Here is a 24,836-nt window from a genome sequence, read left to right on the forward strand (position 1 = left end):
AGGTGCATCACCTGGTGCCGTGGAAGGCCGGTGGTACCACCGATCCGCCGAATCTGACCATGTTGTGCGCTTATCACAACGGGGTTAATGATGATGACCCGGAGAAACCCACCGGTGCTGGCTACGTCTTCCGATTACGCGGCGACGTCACCTACGTCCCACCGTGGGCAGAACCAATCACCGCCCAGGCGGCCTACCAACAAGCACAGCAAGCTACAGCACGGGGACCAGACAAACCCGGTTAAACCGCCACGCACTACCGGACACGCATCACCGGTCGTGCAGGCGCCCAAACGGGCCGCCCGGCGGGTAAATCGCCACGCGGACGCCCACCACAGGGCCTCCGCGACATCGGCGATCCCAGCTGCCGGTTGGACGCTGAAACGGGTGAACTCCCGACCGTTTGATCGATAGGGGGGTGGTTAAGCCTGTTTAGAAGCCAGCCTTCTTCAGAGCGTCAGCCATCGAGCTGCCACCACGGTCGGCGCGGCCGCGATCGGAGCGCCCACCGCTACGAGCGAAAGTGCGGCGAGGGTTCTTTCCATCCGAGCGGCCACCACCGTTATTCCCGTTTCGGCGCTTGGGGGCGGGCTGGCCGGGTTCGTCGTCGAGCCGCAGCGACAAGCCAATGCGCTGGCGCTCCACGTCGACTTCCATGACCTTCACCTTGACCACCTGGCCCGAGCGAACCACATCGTGCGGGTCGGAGACAAACTTATGGCTCATGGCGGAGACGTGGACGAGGCCATCCTGGTGCACGCCCACATCGATAAACGCGCCAAAAGCCGCAACGTTCGTCACGGTGCCCTCCAGAATCATCCCCGGCTTCAAGTCTGAGACCTTGTCCACGCCTTCCTTGAACGTGGCGGTCTTAAACTCCGGGCGCGGGTCGCGGCCGGGCTTGTCCAGCTCCGCGATGATGTCCGTAACGGTCGGGACGCCAAAGGTCTCGTCAGCGAAGTCGGACGGGCTAAGCTTTGTCAGCACCCGTGAATTACCAATGAGCTCCGACACTCCCAGGCCGGTTTTCTCCGCAATGCGCGCCACCACCGGGTAGGCCTCCGGGTGTACGGCCGAGGCGTCGAGCGGATCCTTACCACCGCTGATGCGCAAAAAGCCTGCCGCCTGCTCGAATGCCTTCGGCCCCAAGCGCGGCACCTTCTTCAGCTCCTTGCGCGAGGCAAACGTGCCATTCTCATCGCGATACGCCACGATGTTGGCGGCAATCGTGGAGTTCACGCCGGCCACGCGCTCCAGCAACGGAGCTGAGGCTGTATTGAGGTCCACGCCAACGCCATTCACGGCATCCTCCACCACGCCGTCGAGGGTGCGGGCAAGCGCCACCTGGTTGACGTCGTGCTGGTACTGCCCCACGCCGATGGCCTTCGGGTCGATCTTCACCAGCTCCGCCAGGGGGTCCTGCAGGCGGCGTGCGATGGAGACCGCGCCGCGCAAAGAGACGTCCATATCGGGGAATTCATCGGCCGCCAACTGCGAGGCCGAGTAGACGGAGGCGCCGGCCTCGGATACCACCACCGGCGTGGGGCGAGCACCTCCTGCTTGCGCGATGAGGTCAGCAACCTCGCCGGCCAGTTTCTCCGTCTCACGCGAGGCGGTACCGTTGCCAATCGCCATGAGGTCCACCGAATGGGCAGCGCTTAGCGACGCCAACTCCCTCACCGCCTCCGCCCACTTCTGCTGTGGCTGGTGCGGGTAGACAATCGTGGTGGCAAGCACCTTGCCCGTTGGGTCGACAACCGCGCACTTGACGCCATTGCGGTAACCGGGGTCCAAGCCCAAGGTGGCGCGCTGGCCAGCTGGGGCGGCCAAGAGCACGTCGCGCAGGTTGGTGGCGAAGACCTTGAGCGCCCCTTCTTCAGCCTTTTCCTTGAGCCGCATGCGCACGTCCAGACCGGAGGAGATGGAGAGTTTGGTGCGCCAGCCCCAGTGGACGGCGTCGGCAAGCCAGCGCGAGGTGGCAACATCAAGGTCGAAGCGGTCGGCAATAAGCCCCTCGTACACGGCGTCGTCCCCGGCATCGAGGTTGAGCTGCAGCACGCCCTCGTTCTCACCGCGCAACAGCGCCAGGATGCGGTGCGAGGGCAATTTTTCAAAGGGCTCAGAGAATTCGAAGTAGTCTTTGAACTTCGCTCCCTCGGCTTCCTTACCTTCCACCACGCCGGAGTTCATGGAACCACTAGAGTACATGCGCTCACGGACCTCACCGACGAGGTCGGCATCCAGCGCGAAACGGTCGATGAGGATGGAACGTGCGCCATCGAGGGCCTTCTTAGTGTCCTCAAACCCCTCGGTGAGGTACTCCCCCGCCAGCTCCGCCGGGTCCGCAGTGGGATTGTCAATGAGCTTATCCGTGAGCGGTTCGAGGCCTGCCTCGCGCGCGATATCCGCCTTAGTCTTGCGTCGCTTCTTGTACGGCAAGTAAAGGTCTTCCAGGCGCGCCTTTGTCTCACACGCCACGATGAGCGCGCGCAGCTCCTCGGTCATCTTGCCCTGCTCCTCAATCGCGGACAAGACGGTCTCCTTGCGCTCCTCCAGCTCGCGCAGGTAGGTGGAGCGTTCCTCGATGATGCGCAGCTGGGAATCATCCAACCCGCCCGTGGCTTCCTTGCGGTAACGAGCGATGAACGGAACGGTATTACCCTCCGCCATGAGCGTGAGGGCGGCGTCGACGAACTGTTCTTTCACGCCCAGCTCGCCGGCGATGGTGGCTGCGATATTCACAAAACCTCTTTGTATGGGTCGGGGACTTAAGACCTTCCCACCCTATACCCCGCCCTGCCACGCGCAGGAAGTGCCTAACCCAAACTCGGTATGCCCAATTTCTGAGGTGCCGTACCACAAGGTATGCGGCGGCAGGCAATCCGCAACTACCGTGGTCACCTTCGTCAGTGGCAGATCGGAAGAAGCATTGACGATGACGCGCCACACGTGTTCGCTCACCGGAGGGTGGCCGTGGTTGTTCATATACTCATTGACTAGGATGTTGTCCGGCTCGCAGGTAAAAGACACGATCTCAGCATTGATGTCTCGCGGCTCGACGCCGCCCTCGCGTAGGCGCTGCGGCATGTCCGCTAGGACCTGGTTCCATTCAGCTTCAGTCATCAAGATTGACAGGTCAGTGCTCACGTCCATGACGTATCCTCCTTCAGAGCTTCAAGGTATGCGCGGTCAGCAGCATCCAATTCAGCTGTCTCGAGCAGCTCGGGACGGCGCTCCAGTGTCCGCTTTAGCGACTGCTCGCGGCGCCAGCGGTCCACCTTGGCGTGGTCACCGGATGTAAGAACGTCTGGTACGGGAAGGCCACGCCACTCGCGGGGCTTGGTGTAGCTTGGCCCTTCCAAAAGACCGTCAGAAAAAGAATCCTCCTCATGGGAACGCCGATTTCCCAGCACGCCCGGGATAAGGCGCACCACGGCCTCCGCGATGACAAGCGCCGCCACCTCACCGCCGATGAGCACGTAGTCCCCGATCGAGACTTCCCGCACGCGGTAGCGCTTAGCGGCATCCTCCACAACGCGCTGGTCAATCCCCTCATAGCGCCCACAAGCGAACACGATGTGCTCCTCAGCCGACCACGCCTGTGCATCTTCCTGTCTAAAAGGTTGTCCCGCCGGGGTCGGCACAATAAGCAGAGGTTTTTCTTCGGCGCTGGGCTCGGCGTAAGCGCGGGATTCCACGCCGTGGATATCGTCGTGCCGCGGCTTTGACAGGTGCGGAAGGGCACTGTCGAGATCGGTTGCGGAGGCGGTGCCGGAGGAGACGTCGTCAAGCGCAGGGCCCCACACCTCAGGTTTCATCACCATCCCGGGCCCACCCCCATACGGGGAATCATCGACGGACTTGTGCACGTCCGTAGCCCATTGGCGCAGGTCATGAACACCCACGGCGAGCTTTCCTTGCTCAATCGCCTTGCCCAGCAGCGCGTGACGCAACGGGTCGAGGTACTCGGGAAAAATAGTAACAACGTCGATTCTCATAGCTCGAGCAGCCCCTCTGGCGGGGTAATCGTGCAGGTGCCGGTATCAAGGTCTACGTCGGGGACAATCTCCTCCACGAAGGGAACCAGCGCTTCCTTACCGCTCGTCAGCTCGACTTCGAGCAGTGACTGCGTGGGACCATGCGTAACTCCGGTCACTTCCCCAATGTCCTGGCCGTCCAGTAATACGCGCAGCCCCTCCAACTCGTGGTCATAGAAGCCGTCGTCGTCCGGATCCTCGATGGGTTCCGCAAAGAACTGGGTTCCGCGTAGCGAGTCCGCCGCGGTACGGTCGGGTATTTCCTTAAAGCTAATAAGCAGACGCCCCTTATGTGCGCGGAGCGTGGCGATAGTGAGCTCGTGTTCCTTCTTTCCTTGTTTGCCGTGAAGGACCTCGCCCACAACGTAGCGTTCCTCGGGGGAATCCGTAGTTACCTCAACGGCAACCTCGCCTTTGATGCCGTGGGACTTCACCACGCGACCAATAAGTAGTTCCATACCCTAAAGCTTAACGGGCTAACCTGGAAAAGTATGACTGACCTTCCCATCAATGATGTCACCACGTTCGGCGATGCGACCCACGACGGTTCTGTGCTCACTACTCTGAACCTGCTCGACGAAGCTCCAACTCCCGACTCCACGCGCCCACGACCAGTGGTCAAACGTGTGCTTAGTGCCGACGGCGCGAACCTGATTCTCTTTTCATTCACGCCTGGCCAGGATCTTCCTGATCACAAGGCAGCACACCCGATTACGGTCCAGGTACTGCTGGGTGCGGTGACCTTTAGCTGCGGGGAACAAGAAGAAACCCTCACTCCTGGGTACATCGTGCACCTCCCGGCATATGTTCCCCATGCGGTATCTTGTCGCGATGAACCGGCGCTCATGCTGCTCACGATGTTGACACCGAACACTAGCACGAATGTATAGACACGTAGTAGCATCGTTTTATCGTGAACAGTTCTAAGCCTTACCACCACGGAAATTTGCATGAGGCGATCCTCCACGAGGCGATCGCCCTTGGCCGCGAAGGTGGCCCCCAAGCCGTCACGATTCGCGCAGCCACTCGCGCAGTTGGGGTCTCCCCCACTGCGGCATACCGCCACTTTAAAGACCAAGCCGAGCTTCTCGACGCCGTCTCTGACGTCGCCACCACTGAGCTCATTAATCGCCTCAGCGCTGCTTTTCAGGACACCGAGGGCACCATCGTGGACAAGATGATGGCGGCCGGGTTTGCCTACTACCACTACGCCCTCGATGAGCCAGGCTTTTTCGAATGCATGATGGCCTCACGAGGCTACGACATTCCCGGCGGCTTGGCAGCCGCGACCGACGGGCCTGGCGAGGACCCGCGTGTGCAAGCCACGTATAACTTTTATGACTACATGGAGCAATACGCTCGTGAAAGTGGGCAGACCCCGGACCGGAAGCACATGATGCGCAACTGCTTGGCGGGGTGGTCCACGGTGCATGGCTTTACCGTCCTGTGCACGAGCGGCCACTTGGCGTCGCTATCGGATGAAGAGAGAGAAGAGATGGCGAAGGCCGTCTTTGCCGCCGCAATTCGTGGCTTGGACTTTGAGAATTCCTCGGATCCTCATCGCTATCACAACAAAGCATAAAATAATCCCCGCTGGCCAACACAGGCAAGCGGGGATTAAGTATTTCGAGTGCGATTACTCTGCGGACTCTTCAGTCTCAGCAGACTCGGACTCCTCGGCCTCAGCGGCCTCTTCCTCAGCCTTAGCAGCCTCAGCAGCAGCGGCCTCCTCGGCAGCCTTCTCAGCGGCAGCCTTAGCCTCGGCCTCTTCCTTGGCCTTACGCTTCTTCTCGGTGATGGCCTCGATGGTCGGACCGTTGTTTGCCTCAGCCAGAGCAGCGTTGAAGAGATCCAGCTTGGACGGCTTCTCTTCAGCAACCTTCAGGGTGCCTTCTGCGCCCGGCAGGCCCTTGAACTTCTGCCAGTCACCGGTCACCTTAAGCAGGGCGAGAACCGGCTCGGTCGGCTGAGCGCCGACGCCCAGCCAGTACTGTGCGCGCTCGGAATCGATCTTGATGAGGGACGGCTCCTGCTTCGGCTGGTAGATACCAATGTTCTCGATAGCCTTGCCGGAACGGCGGGTGCGAGCGTCAGCAACAATGACGCGGTACTCAGCGTTGCGGATCTTGCCGATACGCTGAAGCTTGATCTTTACAGCCATGATTGGCTCCTTTTCTAGTCACCGGGCAGTGCAGTCACGCGCCTGGAATGGCGCGCCGGTTCAACCCTTGGATTTATCCTGCGCGTGACGTGCCGGCCGTCCGTAGGCGGTTGCGGCGTTACGCAGAAATGAAGTTATCAGTGTTATCCACGCACGGTACGCGGACAACCTCACTAACTTTAGCGATATAGGTGGAAAATAGGAAATCCACCCTTTCGCCGCAGTTTTATGCCCCTCCCCGTGAAAGGGGTAGTCTGTAATGCGGTCAATTCGCTGCCACACATAGATCTTTTTATGACTCAACAAGCCCCATCCAGATTCCGCTACCGCTACGACCTTGACGGCCTGCGTGGCATCGCGATCGCTTTGGTCGTGATTTACCACGTCTTCGTCGGCCGTGTCTCGGGTGGCGTGGACGTCTTCCTGTTGCTGTCCGGTTACTTCTTCCTGGGTTCCCAGCTTCGCTACGCCGCACGCCCGAATGCCTCCCTCAACCCGTGGTGGCCCATCTGGCGAACGATTCGCCGCCTCGTGCCCGCCCTAGTGCTGGTTATCGGCGCAAGCTATATTCTCGTGTGGCTGTTCGCCCCAGAGCTCATGAACACCGAGCTCACCAAGCAGATTACGGCGACGGTCTTTTACTACCAGAACTGGGAGCTAGCGCGTCAAAATGCCGACTATGCGGCGGCATCAGCGACGACATCACCGCTGCAGCACATGTGGTCCATGGCAGTACAGGGCCAGTTCTATCTCATCGGCATCCTGTTCGCCCTTGGCTTGGCGGCGTTTATGCGGCTGCGCCCGAAGCACACGGGCCTTACTCCCCAGCGCTTCCCCACCGTCAATTCGATTGCTGGCCCCATTCTAATTGTGGTCACCATCGCGTCCTTCGCCTACGCTAGCCGCGACGGCCTCTTCGGCACCCCGGAGAACTACTACTCCACGTGGTCGCGCGCGTGGGAGCTCACTTTAGGTGCTGTGCTGGTGATTTATGGCTCGCGCCTGCAGATGCCGCAGCGTCTGTCTAACATCGCCGTTGCCGTGGGTTTGGCTGCTCTGGCCTGCACGGGCCTTGTCATTTCCGATACTTTGGCATTCCCCGGCCCACTGTCGCTACTGCCGATTGGCGGCGCTGTACTCATCATCATCGGCTCCGGTGGTTCCTTCTCCCGTGTGTTGACCTCCCGTATCTCGCGCTGGCTGGGTGATATTGCTTATCCCCTCTACCTATGGCACTGGCCCCTGCTCATTATCTTTACGGTAGCTCTGGGTCTGGAGACTCCTCCATGGTGGCTGGGCGTCATCATCATCACGGTGTCGCTGGGGTTGGCGGATGTGACTCATCGATTCGTCGAGAAGCCTCTGCGTCAGCACCGCAAACGCCCGCTTGCCGACGATCTCCCAGTGCACCGCGGCCTCGCTGACTTGCGCACCCGCAAGGGCGCTGCTCGCGGAGTTGGCGGCGTCGTGGTGGCCGCCTGCACCGTGGCGCTCGTGGCTATTCAGCCACTGTGGGCACGTACTTTGGACGAAGCCAATGCTGAGGTGCTGGATCCGGCGCTCTACCCGGGCGCAACCACCTTCCCCTATGGCATCACGCCTCCCGATAACGTCGAATTTAAGCCTGACCCCATCTTGGCACGCGGTATTACTCCGCCGGTGGCGGATAACTGGTGCTTTATTCCGGAGGACCAACCCACGGACTACTTCTTCGAAACCCGCAGAGACGGCGAAACTCCCTGTGTCTTTGGCGATATGGATTCCGATGTCGAGGTGTTCTTGGTGGGAGGTTCGCACGCCGAACAATACTCCTCTGCTTTGGATTACTTGGGCCGTGAGATGGGCTTTAAGCTTGTCCCGCTCACTCGTGTGGGCTGCCCAATTGAGTTGGGCGATGAGCTCTCTGTGAAGCCCGAGTGCGCAGAATGGAGCAAACACGCCGTGCAGCGCATCATCGATGCCGACCCAGCCTTGGTGGTGTCGAACTCGACCCGTCCTGGCCAGCCCTTCGGCCACGGCCCCGACGCTGTCCCGCCAGGATACAAGGCCTTTTGGGACGAGCTGGCGAAGCACGAGATTCCCTTCGTAGGTTTCCGCGATAACCCGTGGGGTTTCGATGATGAAGGCAACGGGCTGGAGTTTGATGAATGCTACGTTGCCACCAAGGATGCTCTGGGCTGTGGCATGCGCTTCGAGGAAGTCTACGAGAGCTACGACCCTGGTGCCGCAGTCTTGTCGCAGTACCAGAACATGCTGGCGGTGGATACCTCCAAGTGGTTCTGCAACGATGCTGGCGACTGCCCCGTTGTCATCGGCAACGTGATGGTCTACCGCGATATGCACCACTTCACGAAGGCCTTCGCTGATTCCATGATCCCGCTCATCCGTGACATCATCACGCCGATTCTCAACGGTGAAACGGTCCAGCAGGAAGCTCCAGAGATTCCGGCGCAAGCAGCAGCCGCGGATTCACAGCAGTCCACTCCTGCTCCCGCCTCAACACAGAATCAGCCTGTCCCCTACCCGCTGTACCCGGCAGGCCAAGCTATCTAAGCTGCCTATCCAAGCGGCCTATCCACGATAGGCCGGAAAAATGGCCCGTGGGATGTTTCCCACGGGCCATCACTGTTGTGCGCCTACTTCTTCTTCTTGCCCTGACCGAAGTCGAGGTTGTTGAGGTCGATATTCTCCATGCCCTTCGGCATCTTCATATCGCTTAGGTCCGGCATGCCGCCGCCCATCTGCTCTTGCAGCTTCTGCAGCTCCTGCATCGACGGCATTCCGCCGCCCATTCCCGGCATGCCACCACCGCCACGGCGCTTTGGCGGCTTGCGCTTGCCGTTCTTGCCCTTGCGGCCCTTCGGCTTCTTTTTCGTCGCCGAGCGCCCGCCACCCATGCCCGGCATGCCGAAGCGGCCGGCCATCTGGTTCATCATCTTCTTCGCTTCGTTGAAGCGCTCGATGAGCTGGTTGACGTCGGAGACAGCCACGCCAGAACCGTTAGCGATGCGCTTGCGGCGCGAGGCGTTAAGGATCTTCGGATCTTCACGCTCCTGCGGGGTCATACCGCGAATGATGGCCTGGATGCGGTCGAGCTGCTTTTCATCGACCATGTCGGCGATCTGGTTCATCTTGTTGCCGCCGGGCATCATCTTGAGCAGGTTACCCATCGGGCCCAGGTTGCGGACCATAAGCATCATGTCCAAGAAGTCGTTGAGCGTCATCTCGCCCGAGCTCATCTTCTTGGCGGCTTCTTCCGCCTTGGACTGATCCAGCTTAGATTCTGCCTGCTCGATAAGTGTGAGCAGATCACCCATGCCGAGGATGCGGCTTGACATACGCTCTGGGTGGAAGACATCAAAGTCGTCGAGCTTCTCACCGGTCGAGGCAAACATGATGGGCTTGCCTGTGACCTCACGAATGGACAGCGCCGCACCACCGCGGGCGTCACCGTCCAGCTTGGTCAGCACGACGCCGGTAAAGTCCACGCCGTCGCGGAAGGCCTCGGCGGTCTGGACGGCGTCCTGACCAATCATGGAATCGATGACGAAGAGGACTTCGTCGGGGTTGACGGCGTCGCGGATGTTGCGGGCCTGCGTCATCAGTGTTTCATCAATGCCGAGGCGGCCAGCGGTATCGATGATGACAATGTCGTGCTGCGTGCGCTTAGCCTCTTCGATGCCGCGCTTGGCGACGTCCACCGGATCACCGTGAGACGTACCCATCTCATGCTCGTGGGAATCGAGGGAGGTACCTGGATCCGGAGCGTAGACGTCGACGCCTGCGCGCTCACCGACGATCTGCAGCTGCTGCACCGCGCCTGGGCGCTGAAGGTCACAGGCCACCAACATCGGAGTGTGGCCCTTCGACGCCAAATGCTTGGAGAGCTTACCCGCCAGGGTGGTCTTACCAGCGCCCTGGAGGCCGGCCAGCATGATGACTGTTGGCGGGTTCTTCGCCAAGTTCAGGCGGCGAGTTTCACCACCAAGGATCTCGATGAGCTCCTCATTGACAATCTTGACAACCTGCTGCGCCGGGTTCAGTGCCTCAGAAACCTCGGCGCCGGCGGCGCGCTCCTTGATGCGCTTGATGAAGCCGCGAACGACGGTCAGCGAGACGTCGGCCTCCAGCAGCGCGAGGCGGATCTCGCGCGCGGTGGCATTAATGTCTGCCTCGGTCAGCTTGCCCTTGCCGCGCAGGCCTGACAGGGCTGATTGCAAGCGGTCAGACAAAGACTCAAACACGTCGGAGTGCTCCCTCAACTATCGTCGATAATTTTTAACTCCCCCAGCTTAGCCGTTGACCAGTGCTTGGGTCACATTCCGGACCAGCGCCGCGCGTGGAATGCCCTCACTCGGAAGCGCATGAAGCACCATCGTGGAGCCCGGGGTGGTGGTGGACAACCACTCGCAATCAGGTAACTGCGACAGCACATGACCGAGAGTGCCGGTGTAGTCATCGATGCGAACCTCGAAGATTCCTCCAGTCCACATCGCGGTTGCCGGCCCTGGGACAAACGGCGGCAGCACAGAATGAGTACCCGATTTATAGGCCTGAATAAGGCGCTGCTCGTCCGAAACCAGGTCGATGCTGCCCTGCAGGGCACGCACATCGAACTCGCCGGCATAGCCTTCCGCGGTGCGCACAAGGCGTGACGACACGATGAACCATCCGAAGGCCGCTATGAGCGCGAGCGCTCGCACGGCTTCGCGTTGATAGCTTCCGCGCCATACCACGGTAAAGATGTCGTCTTCTGGGTTGTACCGCAACCCCATGTCCCGGTCAGCGGCAACCAAAGGCTTGGCCGGCCGCAAGGATTCAAGCTGAGCAAAGGCACGGCTACTGACCGCCTCAATGCCACGCGCCAGGCGCTGATTCCATACCCCGGGCCCCGTCGATTCCGCATCCGCCTGCGCCAGCGCCACGAGTAGTGCCAGGGTCAAGTAGTCGTAGCGCACAGCTTCTAGGAGCTCGTCACGCGCAGCGTCGGACTGCGGGTCCGTGCGCGAAACAATACGCGCAAGGGTCGTATGCTCCGCCACCACGGTTTGCACTCGCGACCGGTCCGCAAGGTCAAGGCGTAGCTTCGCGGCTGCCCGAGCCACCATTTCCGCACCGACCACCGAGTGTGGACGGCCGTAGCCCTTGCCTATGTCGTGATAAAGCCCCGCCAGCAGCAACAAGTCCGGCCGTGCGACGGAGGTGCGCGCATCGGCACAACGGGCCACGGTAAGAATCGAGTGATAGTCCACAGTGTGCGCATGTGTGCGCTCCCGCGGTAGTAGCCCACGAATGTGTGCCCACTCGGGGACGAGCCGCTCCCACAAGCCGTGGGCCTCCATCTCCTGGATAAGACGAGGTGTGTGCACGGGTGAGGACAACAAGGCGAAGAAAGAATCGGTCGCCGCGGCTGTCCACCGATCCGGAAGCTCTGGGAGCTCGCGCAGCTGCTCCCAGACTTTGTCAGCCACCGGTCGGCCCGACCGCGCTGCCGCCGCTGCCACGCGCAGCAGCAGCCACGGTTCGGTCAAGTCAGCGGTGCGGGCAAGGTGGATTTCACCGCCAGCATCAACGACGCCAATATCCAACGGTTTGCGGTAGCGGTGAGGGCTGCGCTTGGCGACGACCCCTCGTGCCGTCGCCAGCGCCCTCTCCATTGCCTTATCCACCGCCGAAGCGGCCGTCACCACAGCGGAGGACAACTCATAACGGTCGGCAAAGCCTAACTGCTGCGCGATTTCGGCGGCGAACTCGGGATCGAGCACGTCGCGGTGGCGGCGCGCGGTGACGTGGAGAAGCGTGCGGACGTCGAGAAGCAAGGCCCTTTCGGCCTCCAGAGTAGGAATGTCCGCCACGTTGCCCAGAGCCAACGCCCGAAGGAACTGGATATCACGCAATCCCCCACGGCCGTTCTTGATGTCCGGGTGAGTCATCGTAGCGAGGGTGCCGGAGCGGCGCCAGCGCTCAATGGCGATATCAACAAAAGCATCGAAATTGCGCTGCAGAAGGCGGCGCCACGTGGCATACACCTGGGCACGGGTGGAATCAACAAGCTGCTTATCCCCCGCAACGAAAGCGAGGTCAAGCTGCGCAAACCCTGCCGCGGGGTCAGAGCCGGCGATGGCGGCGAATTCACTCGGAGTACGCACCGCATAATCGAGGCGGTACTTGGCATCCCAAATGGGATACCACACCTCGGACACGACCTCTTCAGATAGCGTCGTTCCCTCCGGGTGCAGGAGGATAAGGTCGAGGTCCGAATACGGCGTCATAGCACGGCGAGCGAAAGACCCAGTGGCCGCTAAGGCACAGCCTGGAGGTAAGACAAGGGACTGCGTGAGACGGGTGGCCGCCGCGACGGCCTCCTCACGCAGTTCGGCGGCCGTAGGCAAGGTTTAGAGGGCCGACTCGCCGCGCTCGCCAGTGCGCACGCGGATGATGTCCTCGACCGGGGTGATCCAAATCTTGCCGTCACCGATCTTGCCGGTGTAGGCCGCATCAACGACAGCAGCGATGATTTCTTCTACCTGGTCGTCCGAAGTGACGATTTCCAGCTTGACCTTAGGCACGAAGTCCGTGGCGTATTCGGCGCCGCGGTAGACCTCGCTGTGGCCGCGCTGCTGGCCAAAGCCTTGGGTCTCAGTAACAGTGAGACCATGGACGTTGTGCTGTTCGAGGGCCTCGCGAATATCCGGCAGCGTGAACGGCTTGACGATGGCAGTGATGAGCTTCATGTGTTTAATCCTATCCTGTCTATACGTCCTCGTCGGTGGCCTCGACGGTGGAGGCGCTCTTCTGCATACGCTTGGCGTACTTGACGTCCGTGACCGTCACGCCGTAGATGGAGCGGCCCATGTAGTACGAACCTACCGAGCCGATGATCCACACACCAAAGCAAGCGATGAGAACGCGTACCAGTGACCACAGGGAGAAGCCGTTTTCGGAGAAGTCCACGATGAGCTTTGCCAGGAGCAACAGCGGCACAGCCAGACCCACGGTGGGGCCCAGCAGGTTGACTCGAGTGAGGGCATCCGGGGCGCGCCACAGGGCGATGACCGTGGCAATGACCAAAATGGTGGCAACTACCAACAACACGCTGGCGATGATTTCTGCAATGGTCATGGTCTACCTCCTGCCCTTCGAAATAATACGGGCCATGGACAACGTAGGCAGTACACCGGCGGCAATACCCGCAAGCATGGCGATGTCATACACGATGGATGCGTGGTTCGTCATGGCCCAGGAAAAGTACATGCACATCATCCCGTAAAAGACCATGTCACTCATCACGGTGCGGGTCAGCTCATCGCGCGAACGCAGCGCGAGGGCCAGCGCGGCACACACGCATGCGCACATGATGAAGACGCAGACGAAGACCACCCATTGAAAGGCGCTGAAAGAGGAAAAGTCGATCATTTCTTGTCATCCTTTCGAGCTTTGCTCGGCACGCTGCGGCGCCGCGGCCGAACTGGGCGCTTTTCTACCTCGTGGGCAGCTAGCGGCGTGTCATCGGTCTGCGCAATATCCGGGGAGCGCATGTGCCGGCCCAAGGTATCGAGGGGGTACTCATAGAAGGTCTCCGCCAGCTCGGTGGTCGGTCCTTGGCCGGGCACGCCATAATCAATGCCCTTAACGTGCGGGGCAAGGCGCTCCTCCATATCCGCGAGGTCTGCCATGACGCTGGCGGGGTCATCGCCCATGACTGCCTGCACAAGCACAATGCGCGGCAGGCCTTCCCGCACCGGCTCACGCAGGCCTAGCGAAAGGGTACCCGGCGTCGCCGTGATGGAGGAGGTAAACCAGAAGATTTCCCACGCGCCTGTCACACGCAACGGATAGCGCACGACGACAGGATTGTAATTATTGTGCGGCTTAAAGGACTCGAGGGCGAGCGAAAAGCCAGCAACGAAGATCTCCTTGATGAGCCACAGGGCGTAGACAACAGAGTTCATAGCGGTCTTCATTTAACGGCCCTCCTGGATGGAGTCGATATCGGGTAGGGCTACGGGGTCGTCGCCAAGCACTGCGTTGGTATATGCCTCCGTGTCGAGCAGGTCCGCAGAAGCCGCCATGGTGACGTCGATGACGAGGCCAGACAGGATGAACATGGTCAGCGAACCCAAGATAAGGGCGGCCGAGGGAGCCATGAGCTTTTTGCGGATGACCAATTCATTCGGCACCTTTTCCTTGGGCAGGTCCTTGCCCCAGAACACGCGGCGCCATACGCGCAGCATCGACAGGAAAGCGGCGAAGGACGCGATGATAATGACCGTAATAACGGTCCAGGCCCATCCCCCACCAGTGCGTGCCACCTCGGCCACGATGAGAACCTTGCCCCACATGCCGGAAAACGGTGGGAAGCCCACGACAGAGAAGGCACCGGCAGCGAAAATCCACGCGATAATGGGGTCACGCCGCGCCAAGCCGGAGAGCTTGTTGAGGCGGCCCGTGCCGTAGGTCTCCTCAATGGCGCCCGCGGCTAGGATGAGTGAACCGACCGTCAGCATATGGTGAATCGTGTACAAGATACCGGCCGCCAATGCGCGCTGGGCATCGTGCGTGGTGAAAGCCATCATGACGAGGATGAACGGCATACCGTTGAGCATCTGATAGCCCAACACACGACGGATGGAGTTCTCTGCCAAGCCACCAAAGGCACCGACAATCATGGAAATGATCATCACGACGATGATGAGCGTGCCCCAGCGCTCGTCCATATCGAAAAGCTGGACCCACAAGCGGTACAGCATGTAGACCGCAACCTTGGTGTGCAGGCCAGAGAACAAGCCCATCACCGCCGCGGAGGTTCCCGGATAGGTTCGCGGTAGCCAGTTCTGTACGGGGAAGACACCTGCCTTGGCTGCCACCGCGATGACCACAATGCCGGCAGCTACAGTGACTGGGCCATTGCCCGCCGCGGCTCCCTTGAGGGCGCCAAGATTCACGACGCCGGTAACCGAGTAGATGTAGCCCACACCAACAACCAGCAACGTGGAGGCAAACAGGTTCACCAGCACGAAGGCACGGCCGGCGGCCAAACGTGACCACGTACCCGACATGGTGATGAGGCCATAGGACGGCAAGAGCATGACCTCAATGAACACGAAGAAGTTAAAGAGGTCCGCGGTGAGTAAGGCGCCGCACACGCCGGTAATCAGAATGAGCGTGAGCGATGGGTAGTAGCGTGACTTAGTCTCACCGCCAACGATGGCGAACCAGTTAGCGCCGAAAGCAACGATCATCGTCGTCACAATCATCAGCGCCGAGAACGTATCCGCTGCGAAAGCAATACCCGCGTTGCCGAGGTAATTACCCACGCTATGGGCAACGACGCCATTGTTCATGGTGTAAAGCAGCAAAGCGAAAGCCGCAAAAATACCGATGCCCGGCACAATCAACATGATCGCATCACGCACGCGGCGCCATGGTGCCAAGAGCGCCAAGGCCGCTGACACGAGCGGTACTGCCGCAAAAAGCGGGAGGAGAGCACTTACGGTGTCAGACATTTACTTCTCCCCTTCCTGGTCGATTTCCTTCAAGCGATCCATCTTGTTCGCCGAGCGTTCCAGAATCGCACGGTTTTGTGTGTCACGACCCAGCGTGGAGAAGGCATGGTCAATGGTGTTGTCATCCACCGGCTCGGCAACATCAGTGTCATCGTTGGCACCCATGGCAGCCAAGGTCAACAGGATCGTCGAGGTGGCCATGGAAATAACCACAGCGGTCAGGACGAACGCCTGCGGGAGCGGATCTGCCATCTGCTCCATCGGAACCTGCGATGGGAAGGACTCACCGCGGTAGGAGTACACACCAGTAGCCAACAGAGTGAGGTTCGCACCATGGCCAAAGGCCATCATGCCCAGCACGATGTGCACGAGACTGCGCTGTTGGATGAGGTAGACGGCGCTGCCGATGAGCAGCGCGATAGTCAAGGCGAGAATCATGAGTTCTTCTCCTCTCCAGCCGGGGTGAAGTGAGGCGAGGACACGCGCTGGCGTGCCTGGGCATCATTCAGCAGGGCCTCCGGATCGGAGGATGGATTGATGGATTCGGGGTAAGGATCGTCGACGTCGTCAAGCACCACGCGTGGCGTGTTCGGCAACGCCGAATCGTCATCGTGAACCCACGGCAGGAAGTCACGTTCCGTACCTGGGCGCAGGTAGCCACCCAAGGCGTTGATTGCCATGGTAAGCATGCCCAGAACGGCAAGATAAATACCAAGGTCGAAGATGAGGGACGTCGTCCAGTGCTGCCCCAGCGCGTGCCCGTGGATAGCGGTGAGGAAGCCACCATCACTGTGGGAGGTTGGAATGTAGCCAATGAAACCCGCGGTCAACGCGACAATGATGCCGATGCCGGTGAGGTGAATCGGCGTCATACGGCCAAAGACAATCTCATCCGTACCGCGCGAGAGGTACGTCAAACCGATGGCTGCGCCCATAATGAGGGCAGCCGGGAAGCCACCACCGGTGGCCTGGTGGCCACGGTAGAAGACGATGACGGACAGAACCACCAGAATCGGAATAGTGAGAGCAATGCCCTTGCGCAGTGGAACAGAGTTGAGCTGCGACTGACCAAACGGTGCCGGGCGCGTACCCGAGGTGAACGGGAAGCGCGGCAGCGTCGAGGTCACCGCAGCAATAACCACGGCCGCCATACCCAACACGGAGAGCTCGCCCAGGGTATCGAGCGCACGGAACTCCACGATGATGGTGGCCACAACGTTATCGCCACCGGTGATGTCCGGCGCGTTGTTGAGATACCACATAGCCAGGTCGGAACGCTCGTGGCGGCCCATCAGTGCCCATACGCCGAGGAACGCAGCGGCACCCGCCAAGACCGCGATGATGATGGCGCCAGTCTGGCGGCCCTTGTGGGACACCGGGTGGAATTTCTCCGGAAGGTAGCGCAGCACCATCATCATGACGATGACGGACAGTGCCTCCACTGTGAACTGAGTCAACGCCACGTCCGGGGCACCCAACAGGAACATTTGCAGTGTCACACCAGTACCGGCCGTTCCGATCATGACCGCACCGGTAAGGCGGTTCTTCGTACGAACCAGGCCAATCATAGATAGCGCAACGATACTCAGCGGCAAGAGATCCCATGGGTTATCCAGACCCTCAACGCGGGGGTTGAGAGCGACGCCATCGACGCCGTCGGAAAGCAGCGCCGCACCAGCCAGAAGGATAATGAGGAAGATGATCGGCAGGATGAACAGCGACGGGTTGTGGGTATCAGACATACGGCCAACGAAGCGGCCGAACTTGGCACACATTCCCTGAATCCACTTCAGCACCTCGTTACCGGTACGCGGCAAGAGCTCTCGCTCTTCCATCGCCGACCACAGCGGCTTGCGGTACAGCACACCCACAATGCCGGCGATAAGCACGAGTGCCGAGATAGCAAACGGAACGTTGAAGCCGTGCCACAGAGCCAAATGTGAGTGGCCCTCCATGCCGATAGCAGCGACGACCTTATCGAGCGGGCCATCAAGCACGCCCATGAAAAAGACAATCGGCACGGACATAACTCCCGGCAGTGCTGCCGGCAGCCACAGGCGCACCGGAGCCTCGTGGGTCTTCGACATATCGCGCGGGCCGTCGAAGAATGCACCGAAGACAATCTTGGCCGAGTAGGTGAAGGTAAAGAAGGCACCAATACCTGCGACGATGAGCAGAACAATCTGGCCTGCCGAGCCAATCGGCGCCTCTTCGAATGCGGTGAGCATTCCTTCCTTAGATACGAAGCCAAAGAGCGGCGGTACTGCGGCCATCGACGCCGCACCGATGAGCATGGAGCCAAACGTCCACGGCATCTTGTTCCACAGCACACCAAGGCGGCGGATGTCGCGGGAACCAGCCTCATGGTCAATGACGCCGATAAGCATGAAGATGGAGGACTTGAACAGTGCATGCGCCAGAGTGTGGACCAGCGCCGCGGCGATGGCGAACGGGGTTCCAACACCGATGGTGGCCACGATCCAACCCAGGTGGGAAACGGTGGAGTACGCAGTGAGCTTCTTCAGGTCCGTCTTCTGAACAGCAAAGACGGCCGACATGACAGCCGTTCCCATACCGGCCACGATGAGCAACCAATTCCATGCCGCAACATCGTGGAAGATGGTGGAGAAGCGAATCAGCAAGTAGACGCCGGCCTTAACGACGGCCGCCGCGTGCAGGAAGGCCGACACCGGCGTGGCCGCTGCCATGGCCTCAGGAAGCCAGAAGTGGAACGGGAATTGTGCTGACTTGGTAAAGGCAGACAGCGCGATGAGGATTGCCACACCGGTGGTCAGGCCCGGTCGCTGCGCCCACACCTCAGAGGCCAAGATCCCCTCAAGGTTCGTGGTTCCCGCTGCCGTGGCGGCAATCGCCACACCAGTCAGCAGCGTCAAACCACCGACGAAGGTAAGAATCAGCGTGCGCTGCGATCCTGCCTCGCCGGACTTGCCGCTACGTGCAATGAGCATGAACGACGCCAACGACACAAGCTCCCAGGCCAGGAAGAGCACCACGACGTCATTCGCCAACACCAGCAGCAGGATGGATAGCGTAAACGCCGTCATCAGCACGTAGAAGCTGACGTTTCCTTTGCCTTTCGGCAGATACGCTGCGGAGTAACAAAACACCACCGCACCGATGACGAGTGCCAGCATGGCGAAGAAGATGCCCAGCGCATCGCCCCTAAAGGCGAGGTTCACGTCGACGCCGGGCGCGATGACATCGCGTACCCACGTCACGGAGTAGGACAATTCGTCTCCGCGGGCAAGTGCAGGAAATTCTCGCGCTAACAATGCCGCGGCGATAATAAAAATGCCGGCTAGCGGGTAGCCGGCTGCGCGATCAGCAGCTTTGACAGCTACTGGTGCAAGCGCCACTGCGACAGCTGCGAGGAGGACGACATACAAGAGTGTCACGAAAGAGTAGCCTCACGAACCGTTGAAGGGGCTGAAAATTCAGCCTCATATAGACAGGACCGTCTCAGACTATCATTGTGACCTCCCGCAAAGCACATTATTTGCGCTTTAAAAAGACCCTAACGCCTCCGTAAGAGGGCGCTACGGTCTAAGAAGAGATATAGGAATAGATCAGGCGGAATCCCGCCTGAAAAACTCTTCTATTTTTCTCCCAACAAGGCGTCGACGAAGCTCTCAATCTCGAACGGGGCGAGGTCATCTGCTCCCTCGCCGAGTCCCACGAGCTTCACCGGCACGCCCAGTTCCTCCTGAACTTGGAAGACGATGCCGCCCTTGGCAGTACCGTCCAACTTAGTGAGGACAACGCCGGTGATGTCCACAACGTCACGGAAGATGCGCGCCTGAGTCAGGCCGTTCTGACCCACGGTGGCATCCAACACCAGCAGAACCTCATCCACGTCGGTCTTCTTTTCCACCACGCGCTTGACCTTGCCCAGCTGGTCCATGAGGTCCACGGAGGTGTGCAGGCGGCCAGCGGTGTCGACGAGCACGACGTCAACACCTTGGTCTACACCAGCTGCGACGGCATCGAAGGCCACGGAAGCGGGGTCTGCGCCTTCCTTGCCGCGAACAGTGGTAGCGCCGACTCGGCGGCCCCAAGTCTCCAGCTGGTCTGCGGCCGCTGCACGGAAGGTATCGGCAGCACCGAGCAGCACGTTGTGTCCCATGGAGACGAGTACGCGGGCGAGCTTACCGGTCGTGGTGGTCTTGCCAGTGCCGTTGACACCGACCACCATGATGACAGCCGGCTTGCCCTCGTTCGGCATAGCCTTGATGGAGCGGTCCATTTCTGGGTGGCCCACCTCAATGAGAGCTTCGCGCAGCATGGCGCGTGCTTCCTCTTCGGAGCTCACGCCGCGTTCCGCAATCTTGTCACGCAGAGAATCGGTGACCTGCATGGTGGCCTTGGTGCCGAGGTCCGCCATGATGAGGGTGTCCTCGATGTCCTCCCATGCATCATCATCAAGGTCACCGGCGGACAGGATGCCCATGAGGCCCTGACCAATGGCGTTCTGGGAACGCGACAGGCGCCCACGGAGCTTGCCCAAACGGCCCGCTGCCGGCGCGATGTCCTCCTGGGGCTGCGCTGGAGCCTCAACGACCTCTGCGTCTTCGGATACCTCGAGCTCCTCCGGCTCGGTCTCGAGAGCCGCGCTTGCCGACGCCGCCTGCTCCCCCGCCGCCGCAGCAGCTTCCTCTGCCTCTGCTTCTGCAGCTGTGTCAGCCTCAGCTTCTGCTGCTGAAACAGCCTCTGTTTCAGGTGCCTCGATTGGCTGCTCTTCTACCTGCGCGTCAGCGATGGGCTCATCGGCTTCCACCTCGGCCGGAGTGTCCGCCTCAGGAGTAGAAGCCTGGGCCTCTTCGTCTGCACGCTGCTCCCCTTCAGCTGCTGCAGCACCTGTCACAGCCGCACCAGCGGCCGCTGCGGTCGCAGCACCAGCAGCGACGGCACCGCCAGTGGAATCAGCTTCCTTGGCCTTCTCGGGCGTGTCTTCTACCTTCTTGGTCGGCTCTGCCGGGGCAGCAGGCTTGCCATCAGTCTTGGCTGGCTCTGCCGGGGCGGCAGGTTTGGCCGGCTCAGTTTCTGGGGTCTTCGCGGTGCCGCTGAGCTGCTCATTGGCCAGCTGCGTGGCGTCGCGCTGCTCCGGCTGTGCCTCAGGCTGACGCTCTGGCTGGGTCTCAGCTCGCTGTACAGGTTCTGCGGCTGCGGGTTTGGCGATCGCTGCCTGCGGCTCTGCGGGCTTGTGGGACTCAGCGGGCTTCTGCGGCTCGCTAGCCTTCGGCGCGCTAGCTGGCTGCTTGGTGGCGCCACCGCCAGCTGGGGCAAAATTAAAGCCGGACTTGGCCTGGTAATTGCCCGATTTTTGCTGCTGGGTGAGCTCCTTGGGCTTCTCTTCGGGCTTTTCAAAAGAGACCTTCTTCGACTCGCCGCGCTTTTTGCCTAGGACGACCAGCCCGATCACCAGCAGGATCAGGACGATGACTGCTATCGCAATCCACAGATACGTAGTATTCATGCCCTCCATAGTGCCAGGGTTGTGCACCGCGGGCACCACGAGCCAAAGAAAAAGCCAGTGAATTAGCAGGGGACGTACTGTGTGCCTCCCCACCCACGATTACTGCGGGCGCGGCGCGTCGACGCCCAGGCGCGTGGCGTCTTCTGCAGCTTGCGCGGTACCGGGAGCTTCGCCGGCGCGGTTCATCCTCTGCGAAATGACACGCGTTACACCGTCGCCGCGCATGGTGACACCGTAGAGGACATTTGCCACATCCATCGTTGGCTTCTGGTGCGTAATGACGATGAGCTGCGAATCCTTACGCAATTCTTCGAAGAGGGCGATAAGGCGACGCAGGTTGACGTCGTCAAGCGCGGCCTCCACCTCATCCATGACATAGAACGGTGAGGGGCGCGCGCGGAAAATGGCCACGAGCATCGCCAGCGCGGTCAGGGACTTCTCACCGCCCGAAAGCAGGGTGAGACGCTTGACCTTCTTGCCCGGTGGGCGCGCCTCGACTTCGATGCCGGTCGCCAACATGTCATCAGGCTCGGTAAGGACGAGGCGGCCCTCACCGCCCGGGAAAAGAGTCTGGAAGACTTTCGGGAATTCAGCTTCCACGTCGTGCCACGCGTCCGTGAACAGTTGCAGAATCTGCGCATCGACATCTTCAATGACACCCGTTAAGTCCTTGCGGGCTTGGATGACGTCATCGAGCTGCGTCGACAGGAAGGTATAGCGCTCCTCCAAAGCCTTGTACTCCTCCAAGGCGAGGGGGTTGACCTTGCCTAACGAGTTAAGGTCCTTCTCTGCCTGCTTGAGACGCGCCGTCTCCGCCGCGCGGTCGAAGTCCTCGCCCGGAGTGTAATCCTTGAGCAAATCCAGAATCGCAATACCGAGCTGCTCTACGATTTTGGCCTCCGCCTCATCCACGCGTACCTGGGCTTGGCTGCGCGCGATTTCCGAGTTGTGCGCAGAGTCAGTGAGTCGATCCAGTTGCTGGCGGGTGGCAGACACTGCTTGCTTCGCGGTCTGGGCACGGCCCTGCAACACACCGCGCTGGGTCACGAGCTCATCGCGCTCCTCTGCGGCGCGCTCCAGTGCATGGGCAGCCCGGGCAGCTAAGTCTTGGGCATGCTTATCCACGGCCCCAGCCAACTGCGCCTGCGCGTGGCGGCGAGCCATCGCCTGGTCATGACGGGCCTTGGCTTGGCGTTCATGTTGGGCTTGACGACGCAAGGCGTCTCCCCTACCCGCGGCTTGGGCTGCCTTATCCTCGGCACTTCGAGCGGCAAGCTGAGCTTCGACCTCCATGGCCTTGACCTGCTCCAAGGCAGTCGACGCCTCATCGCGTTCAACGGAAGACGGTTCATCAGACTGTTCATCAGCATCCACGCGGGACAAGCGGTCGCGAGCTTCATCCAATTCTTCGCGCAGGCGCACGAGCTGAACCTCGATATCGGTAGCACGCGCTGCCGCTTTCTCATGCTCTGCCTTGTTGGCCTCGTACTGCTTCAGCAATCGTTGGTGGTCACGCTTCCAAGCCTCTACCTCTTGGTCGTGCTCGCGCAGGGCTGCTTTAGCGCTCGCGGCGGCAACGCGTGCATCATCGGCAGCAATCTTCGCGCCTTCAAGAGTTCCGGAAAGCTCCTCCAATTCCTGGGAAGCTTTGTCCAACTGCTTTTCAGCATCTGCAATGTGCGCGCTGACCTCTACGGTAGAGGTACTGCCTGTGCCGGCCTCGACCCAGCCTTCGCCAACGAGCAGACCCTTCGGTGTTACCGCACGCAGGCGCGGGTCATCAGCAACAACTGCACGTGCGGCAGAGAAATCCTTGACGAGGACGACATCGGACAGCAATCGCGTCAACGCCGCTGACACCTCGGGGACCACCACCATGTGGTCCAGCAGCCATTCCGCTCCGCTGGGCAGGTCTGCGTCGAGACGCCAGCCGGTAGCGGAGCTCGAAGCTCCAGAGTCCAGGTCGGCCGCGGAGACATCGACCAGCGGCGTGCGGCTAGCTTCCGCCAGGTTAGCCACGATCTCCTCGCTCACAGCACCTGCTTGCGCTTCAGCGAAAGACCCGAGTGCAGCAGCGGCGGCAGTCTCGTAACGCGTGGAGATAAAATCTGCCAGCGGCGCGAAGCCCTCGCCCAAGTCGAGCGCCTCCGGCGCAGTCTGCCCTAAAGTTTCGATGCGCGCACGCAGGGAGTACACAGCTCTCTCGCGCTCACGTTGAGCATCGCGCAGCTGCTCCAAGCGTTTGTCGGCGGCGGCAGATTCACTAGCCGCGCGCACGTGCGCCTCTTCGAGTGGTTCGCGCTCAGAGGTAAGCGCACTCAGTTTGTCAGCTACCTCATCTGCTTCCGCCTGCGCGTCCCTCGTGCGAGCCTTGGTGCTCGACAAGGTCTCTTCTTGGCGGCCTAGCTCCGACTCCGCAGCGGCAACTTGGCCCGCAAGGTTTTCCTCGGCAGCGATGAGGCGTACCACGCCTTCTCGTCGATCGGCAATCGCACGCAACTGTGCCATGTGCTCTTTATCCGCAGCCTCGAAGGCCTCGCGGCGTTCCGCTACCTCTTCGCGGATCGATTCGAGGCGCTCCGCAGCCTCCTCGGCTGCGGCGAGAAGTTCGGCATGGGAGTCGTCGGCAAGCTGGGCCTTCGCTTCCAGGTCATCCGGATCCTGACCGGCATAGGCCACCTGCGCGCCCACGTTGCTGGCGCGCTCAGCTGCAATGCGCTGCGTGGCGGAAATGCGCTCCGAGAGAGTCGACAAATCAAACCACAGCTTTTGAGCTGCCTCCGCACGCGGGGACACCTCCCCCAGTTCTGCCTCGATCTCCAACTGATTTGCGGTGGCTTCCTCAAGCTGGGCCGTTACTTCTTCAACCTGCTCAGCAAGCACCTCGGCGCGGCGCTCGGCATCCTCGAAGGTCGCACGGACACGGACTACTCGGTCACCGGCCAAGCGCAAGCGCGCATCACGGAGATCTGCTTGCACCGAGGCAGCGCGTTTCGCAGCTTCGGCCTGACGTGCCAAGGGTTTGAGCTGCTTGCCTAATTCATCAGTAAGGTCCTGCAAGCGGTCAAGGTTGGCTTGCATGCCAGTGAGCTTGCGCTGTGCCTTTTCCTTGCGGCGGCGGTGCTTGAGCACACCCGCTGCTTCCTCAATGTAGGCGCGACGATCCTCTGGCCGCGATTCCAGGATTTCTGCCAGCTTTCCCTGGCCCACAATGATGTGCATCTCGCGGCCAATGCCGGAGTCTGAGAGCAGCTCCTGGATGTCCATGAGGCGCGCCTTGGCGCCGTTAATCTCGTATTCACTCGCACCATCGCGGAACATCCGCCGCGTGACGGAGACCTCCGAATACTCAATGGGAAGCGCGCCATCAGAGTTATCAATGGTGAGAGTAACCTCGGCGCGACCTAAAGCTTTGCGCTCGCCGGCACCGGCGAAGATGACGTCTTGCATCTTGCCGCCGCGCAGCGTTTTGGCGCTTCCTTCGCCCATAACCCACGCTAGGGCGTCGACGACGTTGGACTTGCCCGAGCCATTCGGGCCCACGACAGCACAAATGCCGGGCTCGAATTTCAGGTTCGTCGCAGACGCGAAGGACTTAAATCCTTTGAGCGTGAGCGATTTGAGGTGCATTCGAACTA

Annotated in this window: 20 protein-coding genes; 4 read left to right on the top strand and 16 right to left on the bottom strand. The window is 60.7% G+C overall.

All coding sequences use genetic code 11. The features are described 5' to 3' along the window. Window positions 1-245, top strand: a 245-nt coding sequence (locus tag HMPREF2875_RS02075; RefSeq protein WP_141754547.1) for an HNH endonuclease, incomplete at its 5' end; no start/stop codon positions are given. 187 nt (window positions 246-432) lie between these two features. Here the strand turns inward: HMPREF2875_RS02075 and HMPREF2875_RS02080 are convergent. The 4 genes from HMPREF2875_RS02080 to rimM are packed head-to-tail and all read right to left on the bottom strand — an operon-like array spanning window position 433 to window position 4,495. Continuing rightward, window positions 433-2,742 carry a Tex family protein gene (locus HMPREF2875_RS02080; RefSeq protein WP_070669846.1) on the bottom strand — a complete coding sequence of 770 codons (2,310 nt, stop codon included), beginning with the start codon at window positions 2,740-2,742 and terminating at the stop codon, window positions 433-435. A 42-nt stretch (window positions 2,743-2,784) separates the two neighbouring features. Beyond that, window positions 2,785-3,153 (bottom strand): hypothetical protein, encoded by a 369-nt coding sequence (locus tag HMPREF2875_RS02085; protein ID WP_070669847.1) that lies wholly within the window; start codon window positions 3,151-3,153, stop codon window positions 2,785-2,787. Then, a complete protein-coding gene (gene trmD, locus HMPREF2875_RS02090; RefSeq protein ID WP_070669848.1) occupies window positions 3,144-3,998 on the bottom strand; it encodes a tRNA (guanosine(37)-N1)-methyltransferase TrmD in 855 nt (284 codons plus the stop codon). The genes HMPREF2875_RS02085 and trmD overlap by 10 nt, the downstream gene beginning before the upstream one ends. Then, window positions 3,995-4,495 (bottom strand): ribosome maturation factor RimM, encoded by a 501-nt coding sequence (gene rimM / locus HMPREF2875_RS02095; protein ID WP_070669849.1) that lies wholly within the window; start codon window positions 4,493-4,495, stop codon window positions 3,995-3,997. The genes trmD and rimM overlap by 4 nt, the downstream gene beginning before the upstream one ends. 33 nt (window positions 4,496-4,528) lie before the next feature. On the opposite strand from rimM, the gene HMPREF2875_RS02100 reads away from it, so the two are divergent. Beyond that, window positions 4,529-4,927 (top strand): cupin domain-containing protein, encoded by a 399-nt coding sequence (locus HMPREF2875_RS02100; protein ID WP_070669850.1) that lies wholly within the window; start codon window positions 4,529-4,531, stop codon window positions 4,925-4,927. 23 nt (window positions 4,928-4,950) lie between these two features. Continuing rightward, on the top strand, window positions 4,951-5,619 hold the full coding sequence (locus HMPREF2875_RS02105) for a TetR/AcrR family transcriptional regulator (RefSeq protein ID WP_070669851.1): 669 nt from the start codon (window positions 4,951-4,953) through the stop codon (window positions 5,617-5,619). Between the two features lie 54 nt (window positions 5,620-5,673). On the opposite strand, the gene rpsP is transcribed toward HMPREF2875_RS02105, so the two are convergent. Further along, window positions 5,674-6,198, bottom strand: coding sequence for a 30S ribosomal protein S16 (gene rpsP, locus HMPREF2875_RS02110; RefSeq protein ID WP_070669852.1), 525 nt, complete (start codon window positions 6,196-6,198; stop codon window positions 5,674-5,676). Window positions 6,199-6,492: 294 nt separating this feature from the next. On the opposite strand from rpsP, the gene HMPREF2875_RS02115 reads away from it, so the two are divergent. Further along, complete coding sequence (locus HMPREF2875_RS02115) at window positions 6,493-8,751, top strand: acyltransferase family protein (protein ID WP_070669853.1); 2,259 nt, start codon at window positions 6,493-6,495, stop codon at window positions 8,749-8,751. An 83-nt stretch (window positions 8,752-8,834) separates the two neighbouring features. Here HMPREF2875_RS02115 and ffh read toward each other — a convergent pair whose 3' ends face one another. The 11 genes from ffh to smc form a co-directional block, all read right to left on the bottom strand. Further along, on the bottom strand, window positions 8,835-10,442 hold the full coding sequence (gene ffh, locus HMPREF2875_RS02120; protein WP_070669854.1) for a signal recognition particle protein: 1,608 nt from the start codon (window positions 10,440-10,442) through the stop codon (window positions 8,835-8,837). A gap of 48 nt (window positions 10,443-10,490) precedes the next feature. Continuing rightward, window positions 10,491-12,590, bottom strand: coding sequence for a [protein-PII] uridylyltransferase (locus tag HMPREF2875_RS02125; protein WP_070669855.1), 2,100 nt, complete (start codon window positions 12,588-12,590; stop codon window positions 10,491-10,493). A 3-nt stretch (window positions 12,591-12,593) separates the two neighbouring features. Beyond that, window positions 12,594-12,932, bottom strand: a complete 339-nt coding sequence (locus HMPREF2875_RS02130) for a P-II family nitrogen regulator (protein WP_070669856.1) — start codon at window positions 12,930-12,932, stop codon at window positions 12,594-12,596. 19 nt (window positions 12,933-12,951) lie between these two features. Beyond that, window positions 12,952-13,320 carry a Na+/H+ antiporter subunit G gene (locus tag HMPREF2875_RS02135; RefSeq protein ID WP_070669857.1) on the bottom strand — a complete coding sequence of 123 codons (369 nt, stop codon included), beginning with the start codon at window positions 13,318-13,320 and terminating at the stop codon, window positions 12,952-12,954. 3 nt (window positions 13,321-13,323) lie between these two features. Next, window positions 13,324-13,614, bottom strand: coding sequence for a cation:proton antiporter (locus HMPREF2875_RS02140; RefSeq protein WP_070669858.1), 291 nt, complete (start codon window positions 13,612-13,614; stop codon window positions 13,324-13,326). Further along, window positions 13,611-14,162 (bottom strand): monovalent cation/H+ antiporter subunit E, encoded by a 552-nt coding sequence (locus HMPREF2875_RS02145; protein ID WP_070669859.1) that lies wholly within the window; start codon window positions 14,160-14,162, stop codon window positions 13,611-13,613. Before HMPREF2875_RS02145 ends, HMPREF2875_RS02140 begins: the two co-directional genes overlap by 4 nt. Continuing rightward, window positions 14,163-15,704, bottom strand: a complete 1,542-nt coding sequence (locus HMPREF2875_RS02150; protein WP_070669860.1) for a monovalent cation/H+ antiporter subunit D family protein — start codon at window positions 15,702-15,704, stop codon at window positions 14,163-14,165. Then, on the bottom strand, window positions 15,705-16,142 hold the full coding sequence (locus HMPREF2875_RS02155; RefSeq protein WP_070669861.1) for a sodium:proton antiporter: 438 nt from the start codon (window positions 16,140-16,142) through the stop codon (window positions 15,705-15,707). After that, the gene (locus HMPREF2875_RS02160; protein ID WP_070669862.1) at window positions 16,139-19,120 is read right to left on the bottom strand and encodes a DUF4040 family protein; all 2,982 of its coding nucleotides are present in this window, start codon (window positions 19,118-19,120) and stop codon (window positions 16,139-16,141) included. Before HMPREF2875_RS02160 ends, HMPREF2875_RS02155 begins: the two co-directional genes overlap by 4 nt. A 200-nt stretch (window positions 19,121-19,320) precedes the next feature. Beyond that, on the bottom strand, window positions 19,321-21,198 hold the full coding sequence (ftsY, locus tag HMPREF2875_RS02165; protein WP_070669863.1) for a signal recognition particle-docking protein FtsY: 1,878 nt from the start codon (window positions 21,196-21,198) through the stop codon (window positions 19,321-19,323). 99 nt (window positions 21,199-21,297) lie between these two features. Then, the gene (gene smc / locus HMPREF2875_RS02170; protein ID WP_070669864.1) at window positions 21,298-24,828 is read right to left on the bottom strand and encodes a chromosome segregation protein SMC; all 3,531 of its coding nucleotides are present in this window, start codon (window positions 24,826-24,828) and stop codon (window positions 21,298-21,300) included. Between the last annotated feature and the right edge of the window lie 8 nt (window positions 24,829-24,836).

The sequence above is a fragment of the Corynebacterium sp. HMSC078H07 genome (assembly GCF_001812805.1).
Taxonomy (GTDB): domain Bacteria; phylum Actinomycetota; class Actinomycetes; order Mycobacteriales; family Mycobacteriaceae; genus Corynebacterium.

Excerpts from the sequence above, each read along its gene's own strand:
- trmD (WP_070669848.1), bottom strand. The coding sequence starts at position 3,998 with ATGAGAATCGACGTTGTTACTATTTTTCCCGAGTACCTCGACCCGTTG.
- HMPREF2875_RS02140 (WP_070669858.1), bottom strand. The coding sequence starts at position 13,614 with ATGATCGACTTTTCCTCTTTCAGCGCCTTTCAATGGGTGGTCTTCGTC.
- HMPREF2875_RS02135 (WP_070669857.1), bottom strand. The coding sequence starts at position 13,320 with ATGACCATTGCAGAAATCATCGCCAGCGTGTTGTTGGTAGTTGCCACC.
- HMPREF2875_RS02100 (WP_070669850.1), top strand. The coding sequence starts at position 4,529 with ATGACTGACCTTCCCATCAATGATGTCACCACGTTCGGCGATGCGACC.
- HMPREF2875_RS02155 (WP_070669861.1), bottom strand. The coding sequence starts at position 16,142 with ATGATTCTCGCCTTGACTATCGCGCTGCTCATCGGCAGCGCCGTCTAC.
- rimM (WP_070669849.1), bottom strand. The coding sequence starts at position 4,495 with ATGGAACTACTTATTGGTCGCGTGGTGAAGTCCCACGGCATCAAAGGC.
- HMPREF2875_RS02085 (WP_070669847.1), bottom strand. The coding sequence starts at position 3,153 with ATGGACGTGAGCACTGACCTGTCAATCTTGATGACTGAAGCTGAATGG.
- ftsY (WP_070669863.1), bottom strand. The coding sequence starts at position 21,198 with ATGAATACTACGTATCTGTGGATTGCGATAGCAGTCATCGTCCTGATC.
- HMPREF2875_RS02130 (WP_070669856.1), bottom strand. The coding sequence starts at position 12,932 with ATGAAGCTCATCACTGCCATCGTCAAGCCGTTCACGCTGCCGGATATT.
- rpsP (WP_070669852.1), bottom strand. The coding sequence starts at position 6,198 with ATGGCTGTAAAGATCAAGCTTCAGCGTATCGGCAAGATCCGCAACGCT.
- HMPREF2875_RS02145 (WP_070669859.1), bottom strand. The coding sequence starts at position 14,162 with ATGAAGACCGCTATGAACTCTGTTGTCTACGCCCTGTGGCTCATCAAG.
- HMPREF2875_RS02150 (WP_070669860.1), bottom strand. The coding sequence starts at position 15,704 with ATGTCTGACACCGTAAGTGCTCTCCTCCCGCTTTTTGCGGCAGTACCG.
- HMPREF2875_RS02115 (WP_070669853.1), top strand. The coding sequence starts at position 6,493 with ATGACTCAACAAGCCCCATCCAGATTCCGCTACCGCTACGACCTTGAC.
- smc (WP_070669864.1), bottom strand. The coding sequence starts at position 24,828 with ATGCACCTCAAATCGCTCACGCTCAAAGGATTTAAGTCCTTCGCGTCT.